Origin of the sequence: Streptomyces sp. NBC_01546 (assembly GCF_045208355.1) — a bacterium.
Taxonomy (GTDB): Bacteria; Actinomycetota; Actinomycetes; order Streptomycetales; family Streptomycetaceae; genus Streptomyces.
In genome coordinates this window covers 4991231-5001917 of sequence record NZ_CP109379.1, presented here as the reverse complement: position 1 = coordinate 5001917, position 10687 = coordinate 4991231, and the positions used below count along the sequence as shown (strand labels likewise).

The window sequence follows — 10687 nt, the reverse complement described above, 5'->3', positions numbered from 1 at the left end:
GTTCTCTCCGCGTCGGCATGACGCGGGCCCCGAACCGGAGGGATCAGCCATGGGCGAGACCATGCGCACGAACACGCGCGCCGTAGTGGAAGAGCTTCTGCGCCGCATCGGCGAGGGCGACGCCGGACACATCGCCGAGCTGTATGCGCAGCACGGCGACTGGAAGCTGGCCTGGCCGGAGACCGAACACGGCCGCGCCGCCACCCCGTGGATCCGGCACCGGTCCACCCGCTCCGACGCTGCCGCCCATTTTCGCGAGCTCGCCGAACACCACGTGCCCGGCAAAGCGGCCACCGAGATCGAACGCATCCTCATCGACGGCGCCGACGCGGTCGTACTCGGTGAGATCCGTCAGACCGCCCGCCCCACGGGCCGTTCCTATCGCGCCCGGTTCGCCCTGCACCTCACGGTCGAAAACGGCAGGATCACCCGCCACCACGTGTACGAGGACAGCCTTGCCGTCGCCCAGGCATTCACCGGCCCCTGAACGCAGAAAAGCCCCGCACCGAACCCGTAAGGGTTTGGTGCGGGGCTTCCCGCAATGATTGTTCGGCGGCGTCCTACTCTCCCACAGGGTCCCCCCTGCAGTACCATCGGCGCTGAAAGGCTTAGCTTCCGGGTTCGGAATGTAACCGGGCGTTTCCCTAACGCTATGACCACCGAAACACTATGAAATTTGAACGCTGGCTATGAACACAGCTGTTCGTTATTTCAGAACTAACACAGTGGACGCGAGCAACTGAGGACAAGCCCTCGGCCTATTAGTACCAGTCAGCTTCACCCGTTACCGGGCTTCCACATCTGGCCTATCAACCCAGTCGTCTACTGGGAGCCTTACCCTCTCAAGGAGGTGGGAATACTCATCTTGAAGCAGGCTTCCCGCTTAGATGCTTTCAGCGGTTATCCCTCCCGAACGTAGCCAACCAGCCATGCCCTTGGCAGGACAACTGGCACACCAGAGGTTCGTCCGTCCCGGTCCTCTCGTACTAGGGACAGCCCTTCTCAATATTCCTACGCGCACAGCGGATAGGGACCGAACTGTCTCACGACGTTCTAAACCCAGCTCGCGTACCGCTTTAATGGGCGAACAGCCCAACCCTTGGGACCGACTCCAGCCCCAGGATGCGACGAGCCGACATCGAGGTGCCAAACCATCCCGTCGATATGGACTCTTGGGGAAGATCAGCCTGTTATCCCCGGGGTACCTTTTATCCGTTGAGCGACGGCGCTTCCACAAGCCACCGCCGGATCACTAGTCCCGACTTTCGTCCCTGCTCGACCCGTCGGTCTCACAGTCAAGCTCCCTTGTGCACTTACACTCAACACCTGATTGCCAACCAGGCTGAGGGAACCTTTGGGCGCCTCCGTTACCCTTTGGGAGGCAACCGCCCCAGTTAAACTACCCATCAGACACTGTCCCTGATCCGGATCACGGACCGAGGTTAGACATCCAGCACGACCAGAGTGGTATTTCAACGGCGACTCCACCCCAACTGGCGTTGGGGTTTCAAAGTCTCCCACCTATCCTACACAAGCCGAACCGAACACCAATATCAAACTATAGTAAAGGTCCCGGGGTCTTTCCGTCCTGCTGCGCGAAACGAGCATCTTTACTCGTAGTGCAATTTCACCGGGCCTATGGTTGAGACAGTCGAGAAGTCGTTACGCCATTCGTGCAGGTCGGAACTTACCCGACAAGGAATTTCGCTACCTTAGGATGGTTATAGTTACCACCGCCGTTTACTGGCGCTTAAGTTCTCAGCTTCGCACGCCCGAAAGCGCACTAACCGGTCCCCTTAACGTTCCAGCACCGGGCAGGCGTCAGTCCGTATACATCGCCTTACGGCTTCGCACGGACCTGTGTTTTTAGTAAACAGTCGCTTCTCGCTGGTCTCTGCGGCCACCCCCAGCTCAGGAAGCAAGTTCCCTCACCAGTGATGGCCCCCTTCTCCCGAAGTTACGGGGGCATTTTGCCGAGTTCCTTAACCATAGTTCACCCGAACGCCTCGGTATTCTCTACCTGACCACCTGAGTCGGTTTAGGGTACGGGCCGCCATGAAACTCGCTAGAGGCTTTTCTCGACAGCATAGGATCATCCACTTCACCACAATCGGCTCGGCATCAGGTCTCAGCCTTAATGAGGGACGGATTTGCCTACCCCTCGGCCTACACCCTTACCCCGGGACTACCACCGCCCGGGCTGGACTACCTTCCTGCGTCACCCCATCGCTTACCTACTACAAGTCTGGTTCGTCGGCTCCACCACTTTCCTTTCCCCGAAGGGTCCGGAACGGCTTCACGGACTTAGCATCGCCTGATTCGATATTGGGCGTTTCAAAGCGGGTACCGGAATATCAACCGGTTGTCCATCGACTACGCCTGTCGGCCTCGCCTTAGGTCCCGACTTACCCTGGGCAGATCAGCTTGACCCAGGAACCCTTAGTCAATCGGCGCACACGTTTCTCACGTGTGTATCGCTACTCATGCCTGCATTCTCACTCGTGAACCGTCCACAACTAGCTTCCGCTGCTGCTTCACCCGGCACACGACGCTCCCCTACCCATCACAGCGGGCGTTGGCCCTATTGCTGCAATGACACGACTTCGGCGGTACGCTTGAGCCCCGCTACATTGTCGGCGCGGAATCACTTGACCAGTGAGCTATTACGCACTCTTTCAAGGGTGGCTGCTTCTAAGCCAACCTCCTGGTTGTCTCTGCGACTCCACATCCTTTCCCACTTAGCGTACGCTTAGGGGCCTTAGTCGATGCTCTGGGCTGTTTCCCTCTCGACCATGGAGCTTATCCCCCACAGTCTCACTGCCGTGCTCTCACTTACCGGCATTCGGAGTTTGGCTAAGGTCAGTAACCCGGTAGGGCCCATCGCCTATCCAGTGCTCTACCTCCGGCAAGAAACACACGACGCTGCACCTAAATGCATTTCGGGGAGAACCAGCTATCACGGAGTTTGATTGGCCTTTCACCCCTAACCACAGGTCATCCCCCAGGTTTTCAACCCTGGTGGGTTCGGTCCTCCACGAAGTCTTACCTCCGCTTCAACCTGCCCATGGCTAGATCACTCCGCTTCGGGTCTAGAGCGTGCAACTCAATCGCCCTATTCGGACTCGCTTTCGCTACGGCTTCCCCACACGGGTTAACCTCGCTACACACCGCTAACTCGCAGGCTCATTCTTCAAAAGGCACGCAGTCACGACCGTTGTTCCGAAGAACAACGGCGACGCTCCCACGGCTTGTAGGCACACGGTTTCAGGTACTATTTCACTCCGCTCCCGCGGTACTTTTCACCATTCCCTCACGGTACTATCCGCTATCGGTCACCAGGGAATATTTAGGCTTAGCGGGTGGTCCCGCCAGATTCACACGGGATTTCTCGGGCCCCGTGCTACTTGGGAGATTCTTAAGCAAGCCGCTGATGTTTCGTCTACGGGGGTCTTACCCTCTACGCCGGACCTTTCGCATGTCCTTCGACTACATCAACGGTTTCTGACTCGCCGACCGGCCGGCAGACCGATCAAAAGAATTCCCACAACCCCGCATGCGCAACCCCTGCCGGGTATCACACGCATACGGTTTGGCCTCATCCGGTTTCGCTCGCCACTACTCCCGGAATCACGGTTGTTTTCTCTTCCTGCGGGTACTGAGATGTTTCACTTCCCCGCGTTCCCTCCACATGCCCTATGTGTTCAGGCATGGGTGACAGCCCATGACGACTGCCGGGTTTCCCCATTCGGACACCCCCGGATCAAAGCTCAGTTGGCAGCTCCCCGGGGCCTATCGCGGCCTCTCACGTCCTTCATCGGTTCCTGGTGCCAAGGCATCCACCGTGCGCCCTTAAAAACTTGGCCACAGATGCTCGCGTCCACTGTGTAGTTCTCAAACAACGACCAGCCACCCATCACCCCACCAGACAAGCTAGTGAGTTCACTGGGGCCGGCACTGAAGACATGACCTCACGGCCGTACCTTCAGGACCCAACAACGTGCCAGGCACCAGTCAGTCTTCCGTCTCCTCTTTCCACGCCGAAGCAGTACTCGAGAACCATCAGACCGTCTGGTGCCAAATAATCAACGTTCCACCCATGAGCTGACCGTGCAGAACATTTGTCTGCAATCGGTACTGTGCTCCTTAGAAAGGAGGTGATCCAGCCGCACCTTCCGGTACGGCTACCTTGTTACGACTTCGTCCCAATCGCCAGTCCCACCTTCGACAGCTCCCTCCCTTACGGGTTGGGCCACCGGCTTCGGGTGTTACCGACTTTCGTGACGTGACGGGCGGTGTGTACAAGGCCCGGGAACGTATTCACCGCAGCAATGCTGATCTGCGATTACTAGCGACTCCGACTTCATGGGGTCGAGTTGCAGACCCCAATCCGAACTGAGACCGGCTTTTTGAGATTCGCTCCACCTCACGGTATCGCAGCTCATTGTACCGGCCATTGTAGCACGTGTGCAGCCCAAGACATAAGGGGCATGATGACTTGACGTCGTCCCCACCTTCCTCCGAGTTGACCCCGGCGGTCTCCTGTGAGTCCCCATCACCCCGAAGGGCATGCTGGCAACACAGGACAAGGGTTGCGCTCGTTGCGGGACTTAACCCAACATCTCACGACACGAGCTGACGACAGCCATGCACCACCTGTATACCGACCACAAGGGGGGCACTATCTCTAATGCTTTCCGGTATATGTCAAGCCTTGGTAAGGTTCTTCGCGTTGCGTCGAATTAAGCCACATGCTCCGCCGCTTGTGCGGGCCCCCGTCAATTCCTTTGAGTTTTAGCCTTGCGGCCGTACTCCCCAGGCGGGGAACTTAATGCGTTAGCTGCGGCACCGACGACGTGGAATGTCGCCAACACCTAGTTCCCAACGTTTACGGCGTGGACTACCAGGGTATCTAATCCTGTTCGCTCCCCACGCTTTCGCTCCTCAGCGTCAGTAATGGCCCAGAGATCCGCCTTCGCCACCGGTGTTCCTCCTGATATCTGCGCATTTCACCGCTACACCAGGAATTCCGATCTCCCCTACCACACTCTAGCTAGCCCGTATCGAATGCAGACCCGAGGTTAAGCCTCGGGCTTTCACATCCGACGTGACAAGCCGCCTACGAGCTCTTTACGCCCAATAATTCCGGACAACGCTTGCGCCCTACGTATTACCGCGGCTGCTGGCACGTAGTTAGCCGGCGCTTCTTCTGCAGGTACCGTCACTTTCGCTTCTTCCCTGCTGAAAGAGGTTTACAACCCGAAGGCCGTCATCCCTCACGCGGCGTCGCTGCATCAGGCTTTCGCCCATTGTGCAATATTCCCCACTGCTGCCTCCCGTAGGAGTCTGGGCCGTGTCTCAGTCCCAGTGTGGCCGGTCGCCCTCTCAGGCCGGCTACCCGTCGTCGCCTTGGTGGGCCATTACCCCACCAACAAGCTGATAGGCCGCGGGCTCATCCTTCACCGCCGGAGCTTTCAACCCCTGCCCATGCAGGCAGGAGTGGTATCCGGTATTAGACCCCGTTTCCAGGGCTTGTCCCAGAGTGAAGGGCAGATTGCCCACGTGTTACTCACCCGTTCGCCACTAATCCACCCCGAAGGGCTTCATCGTTCGACTTGCATGTGTTAAGCACGCCGCCAGCGTTCGTCCTGAGCCAGGATCAAACTCTCCATGAATGTTTACCCGTAATCGGGTGCACACATCACGTAGAGCGGGCCAGTCATGGTCGGAATAAGACCGACTGACCACTGCGTCCTCGCTGTGTAATTGCCTGCAAGCACCCCGAAACGGAGCCTCACAGGTCTTTTTCAAAGGAACCTCATCCACCGAAGTGGACGGGGTATCAACTTTTGGCGTTGATTTTTGGCACGCTGTTGAGTTCTCAAGGAACGGACGCTTCCTTTGTACTCACCCTCTCGGGCTTTCCTCCGGGCTTTCGTTCTGTGTTCTTGCGTTTCCGACTCTATCAGACTCTTTCGGGCCCGATTTCCTCGGCGCTTTCCAGGTTCTGCGCTTTCGCGCTTTCCCTTTCCGGCGGTTCCGACTCTATCAGAAGATTTCCACCGGATTTACCGGCTTCGGATTCCTGAATGAGGAGTCGATTGCACCCTGCATTGGAATTCGATTCCTTGCAGGGGCGAGAGAGATTGTAACCATCGCTGCCGAACTTGTCCAGTTCGAGGCAACCGTTCGAATCTACCTCCCCGTTCGCCCTGTGTCAACAGGGCTTCCGGGACAACGGGGAGACTAGCAGCTCAGGGGGCTTGTACGCACATCAGGCCGCGGTGGGGAGCGTCGCCGTGCGGTCGGCTGCCTCCACGTCGCCCGCCTCACCGGCGCGGGAGGCCCTGGCGCCCAGGATGAAGACGTAGAGCAGGAAAGCCGCCTCGGCGACGACGCCGATGGTGATGCGGGCCCAGGTGGGCAGGCCGGACGGGGTCACGAAGCCTTCGATCAGGCCTGAGACGAAGAGGACCACCGCGAGGCCGATGGCCATTCCGAGGGCCGCGCGGCCCTGTTCGGCGAGGGCTGTACGGCGGGTGCGGGGGCCCGGGTCGATGACCGTCCAGCCCAGGCGCAGGCCGGTGCCCGCGGCGACGAAGACCGCCGTCAGTTCGAGCAGGCCGTGCGGGAGGATCAGGCCGAGGAAGACGTCGAGACGGCCGGCGGAGGCCATCAGCCCGAGGCCGACACCGAGGTTGGCCATGTTCAGGAAGAGGATCCACAGCACCGGGATCCCCAGGAACGCGCCCAGGACCAGGCAGATCGCGGCCGCCTGGGCGTTGTTCGTCCAGACCTGGGCGGCGAAGGAGCCCGCGGGGTGGCTGGAGTAGTACGTCTCGTACTCGCCGCCGGGCTTCGTGAGCTCCTTGAGGTGCTCCGGGGCCGCGATGGCGCCCTGGACCTCCGGGTGGGTGGCTATCCACCAGCCGATGAGCACGCCGAGCGCCGTGGAGAGCAGCGCGGTCGGTATCCACCAGCGGCGGCTGCGGTAGACCGCGGCCGGGAAGCCCACCGTGAAGAACAGGACCGCGTCGCGCCAGCCGGCCCGGCGGGTGCCCGTCACCGTGGCACGGGCCCGGGCCACCAGCTGGGTCAGCCGGCCGGTGAGCATGGGGTCGGGCGCACTGGACTGGACGAGGGAGAGGTGGGTGGAGGTGCGCTGGTAGAGGGCGACGAGTTCGTCGGCCTCGGCGCCGGTCAGCTTGCGGCCGCGGCCCAGGAGCTGTTCCAGGCGGTCCCATTCCGCGCGGTGTGCCGTCACGAAGACGTCGAGATCCATCCGGTTGCCGCTCCCCTGCCCCAGTGCCCCTGCTGCTGGCTATTCCTCGTGTGGTCAGCTTGGCAGACTGGATGCCGCAGGGGCGGGGCAGGTCACGTGAAAGGTGCTGTGGTGAGCGATCTGGTGACGGGGGACGCGGTTGTCCTGGGGTTGAGGCCGGCGAGGCTGCCGAGCCGGGCGCTGGCGATCGTCCTCGACCTGGTCGTGTACGTCGCCGGGTACCTGATCCTCTCGATCGGCCTGGCGTTCTCGATCGCCTCGCTCGACGAGGCCGCTCAGGCTGCCGTGACGGTGGCGTCCTTCGTGCTGCTGCTGGTCGGTGTGCCGATCGCGGTGGAGACGCTCTCCCACGGGCGGTCGCTGGGCAAGCTCGCCTGCGGGCTGCGGGTGGTGCGGGACGACGGCGGGCCCATCCGGTTCCGGCACGCGCTGGTGCGCGGGGCCATGGGGGTCGTGGAGCTGCTGATGACCTTCGGGGCCGTGGCGTGCATCGCCTCGCTGGTGTCGGCGCGCGGGCGGCGGCTCGGTGACGTGTTCGCGGGGACCCTGGTGGTCCGGGAACGGGTGCCGGGGGCGCGGGTGATGCCGGTTCCTCCGCCGCCGCCGTGGCTGGCCGGTCGGTTCACCGGGCTGGATCTGTCGGCGGTGCCGGACGGACTGTGGCTGGCGGTACGGCAGTACCTGACGCGGATGAACCAGCTGGATCCGGCGGTGGGCGCGGCGATGGCGGCGCGGCTCGCGGACGATCTGGTGGCGCGGACGGGGGCGCCCGCACCGGTGGGGGTGCCGGCCGCCGCGTTCCTGATGGCCGTGGTGCACGAGCGGCAGTCGCGGGACGCGGCCCGGGCTTTCCGCCCGTCCCCTTCGGTTCCGGCCGCCACCGGGTTCGGGCCCGCGCCGGTGCCCGCGTCCCATCCCGTGCCACTTCCGCAGGTCGCTCCCGTGCCGGTGGCTCCCGCGCCGGTGGTGCCCGTGGAGGCGCCGCGCGCCGGTGGGTTCGCGCCGCCCGCCTGAGGGGTCACTCCTCGAAGGTCGAGGGCGGGGTCTCCAGGTGTTCCAGTTCGATGCCCGGCGCGGACAGGACCACGTCGCCCGCGATGTGGACCGTGTGGACCTCGCCGGTGTCCAGGGCGCTGACCTGGTACTCGTCCACCATGAGCGGGCCGCTGTCGGTGGGGTGCTCCTCGCGGCGCAGCAGGGCCCAGGCCTGGTCGACCGTACGGGGGGCCAGTACCGGGTCGGTGAGGGCGAGGAGCCGGACGCGGGTGGCGGGGGCGCCGGGGGTCAGGCGCAGCAGGCGGGCCGTCGCGATGAGGAAGGCCGGTGAGGTGCCGGTGAAGCCGGGGGCGTGGACGTTCCCCTCGGTGGCCTCGACGCCCGTGGGGTCGGTACGGACCCAGGTGACGCCGTCGATGGCGGCTCCGCGGACCTGCCAGCTCGACGCGTTCACCTCGAGGCGGATGGGGCGGCCCAGTTCGTCGATGGCCAGGTCCACGGAGCCCCGGTGGTCGCCGTTCGGGGCGGTCAGCTGGGAGACGTAGCGCCAGCCGGAGGGTCCGGGGGCGCAGTGGAAGTGCTCCTCGCCGAGGGGGGCGTGGTCGTGCGGGTCGTGGAGTGAGTAGCGGCCGCGGGGCATCGTGTCGGTCCTTGGATGGGTACGGGGCAGGCCCCCGGCATCTCCGCCGGGGGCCTGCGTGACGTGCTGCCGCTACTGCCGCGTGGGGATCAGTAGCGGTAGTGGTCGGGCTTGTACGGGCCCTCGACCTGGACGCCGATGTAGGCGGCCTGCTCGGGGCGCAGGGTGGTGAGCTTGACGCCCAGCGCGTCCAGGTGGAGGCGGGCGACCTTCTCGTCCAGGTGCTTGGGAAGCACGTACACGTCGGTCGGGTACTCCGACGGCTTGGTGAACAGCTCGATCTGGGCCAGCGTCTGGTCCGCGAAGGAGTTCGACATCACGAACGACGGGTGACCCGTCGCGTTGCCCAGGTTCAGCAGACGGCCCTCGGACAGCACGATCAGGACCTTGCCGTCGGGGAACTTCCACGTGTGGACCTGCGGCTTGACCTCGTCCTTGACGATGCCCTCGATCTTCGCCAGACCGGCCATGTCGATCTCGTTGTCGAAGTGACCGATGTTGCCCACGATCGCCTGGTGCTTCATCTTGGCCATGTCCGCGGCCATGATGATGTCCTTGTTGCCGGTCGTGGTGATGAAGATGTCCGCCGTCTCCACGACGTCCTGGAGCGTGGCGACCTGGTAGCCGTCCATCGCCGCCTGGAGCGCACAGATCGGGTCGATCTCGGTGACGATGACCCGCGCACCCTGCCCGCGCAGCGACTCGGCGCAGCCCTTGCCGACGTCGCCGTAACCGCAGACGACCGCGACCTTGCCGCCGATCAGGACGTCCGTGGCACGGTTGATGCCGTCGATCAGGGAGTGGCGGCAGCCGTACTTGTTGTCGAACTTCGACTTCGTCACGGCGTCGTTCACGTTGATCGCCGGGAAGAGCAGGCTGCCCTCGTCCATCATCTCGTAGAGGCGGTGGACACCGGTGGTGGTCTCCTCCGTCACGCCGCGGATCTCGGACGCGAGCTGCGTCCACTTCTGCGGGGCCTCGCCGAGGGTGCGGTTGAGGAGCGTGAGGATGTGGGCGTACTCCTCGGAGTCCGCGGTGGACGGGTCCGGGGCCGCGCCGGCCTTCTCGAACTCGACGCCCTTGTGGACCAGGAGGGTGGCGTCACCACCGTCGTCAAGGATCATGTTCGGGCCGCCGGTGGGGGTGTTCGGCCAGGTCAGCGCCTGCTCCGTGCACCACCAGTACTCCTCCAGCGTCTCGCCCTTCCAGGCGAAGACGGGGACGCCCTGCGGGTTCTCCGGGGTGCCGTTCGGGCCGACCGCGATGGCGGCGGCCGCGTGGTCCTGGGTGGAGAAGATGTTGCAGGAGGCCCAGCGGACGTCGGCGCCGAGGGCGACCAGGGTCTCGATGAGGACGGCGGTCTGCACGGTCATGTGCAGGGAGCCGGTGATGCGGGCGCCGGCCAGGGGCTGGGCCTCCGCGTACTCGGCGCGGATCGACATCAGGCCGGGCATCTCGTGCTCGGCCAGCGTGATCTCCTTGCGGCCGAAGGCGGCGAGGGAAAGGTCTGCGACCTTGAAGTCCATGGGTGCTGCTCCTCATGGTTCGAGAGGGTGGGTACGGCTGAGCCGTGCGTCTGCCGTGCCTGAGCAGGGGGCGGCGCACCGAGCACAGTCCGTCGGGGGCCCTCTCTCCCCTCGGCCGGTCACGAGGACCGCCCGACCGCCATCAGCAGCGACGCCTGACACTGATGACGAATCTACACCGATCGGCCCAGCGCTCCCCAGTCGGCGGGTGGCAAGTCGCGGCCGGAATTCGGGTCTTCCGGCCGG

5 protein-coding genes and 3 rRNA genes are annotated in these 10687 nt (G+C 63.4%); 2 read left to right on the top strand and 6 right to left on the bottom strand.

All coding sequences use genetic code 11. From position 1 onward, the window contains the following. Positions 1-61: 61 nt before the first annotated feature. Positions 62-487, top strand: a complete 426-nt coding sequence (locus OHA89_RS22855) for a nuclear transport factor 2 family protein (protein WP_266612373.1) — start codon at positions 62-64, stop codon at positions 485-487. Between the two features lie 60 nt (positions 488-547). On the opposite strand, the gene rrf is transcribed toward OHA89_RS22855, so the two are convergent. From rrf to OHA89_RS22835, 4 genes are all read right to left on the bottom strand, one after another. Next, positions 548-664, bottom strand: a 5S ribosomal RNA gene (gene rrf / locus OHA89_RS22850). Between the two features lie 77 nt (positions 665-741). Beyond that, positions 742-3863, bottom strand: a 23S ribosomal RNA gene (locus OHA89_RS22845). A gap of 284 nt (positions 3864-4147) precedes the next feature. Continuing rightward, positions 4148-5672, bottom strand: a 16S ribosomal RNA gene (locus OHA89_RS22840). Together the 16S, 23S and 5S rRNA genes form the textbook arrangement of a ribosomal RNA operon. A gap of 599 nt (positions 5673-6271) precedes the next feature. Then, entirely contained in the window at positions 6272-7279 is a 1008-nt protein-coding gene (locus OHA89_RS22835; protein ID WP_215149762.1) for a stage II sporulation protein M, read from the bottom strand. A 111-nt stretch (positions 7280-7390) separates the two neighbouring features. Here OHA89_RS22835 and OHA89_RS22830 point away from each other — a divergent pair, with 111 nt between their 5' ends. After that, on the top strand, positions 7391-8293 hold the full coding sequence (locus tag OHA89_RS22830; RefSeq protein WP_406366959.1) for an RDD family protein: 903 nt from the start codon (positions 7391-7393) through the stop codon (positions 8291-8293). A gap of 4 nt (positions 8294-8297) precedes the next feature. On the opposite strand, the gene OHA89_RS22825 is transcribed toward OHA89_RS22830, so the two are convergent. Both OHA89_RS22825 and ahcY read right to left on the bottom strand, forming a co-directional pair. Further along, the gene (locus OHA89_RS22825) at positions 8298-8915 is read right to left on the bottom strand and encodes a hypothetical protein (protein WP_266609535.1); all 618 of its coding nucleotides are present in this window, start codon (positions 8913-8915) and stop codon (positions 8298-8300) included. 89 nt (positions 8916-9004) lie between these two features. After that, on the bottom strand, positions 9005-10441 hold the full coding sequence (gene ahcY / locus OHA89_RS22820; protein WP_215149765.1) for an adenosylhomocysteinase: 1437 nt from the start codon (positions 10439-10441) through the stop codon (positions 9005-9007). Between the last annotated feature and the right edge of the window lie 246 nt (positions 10442-10687).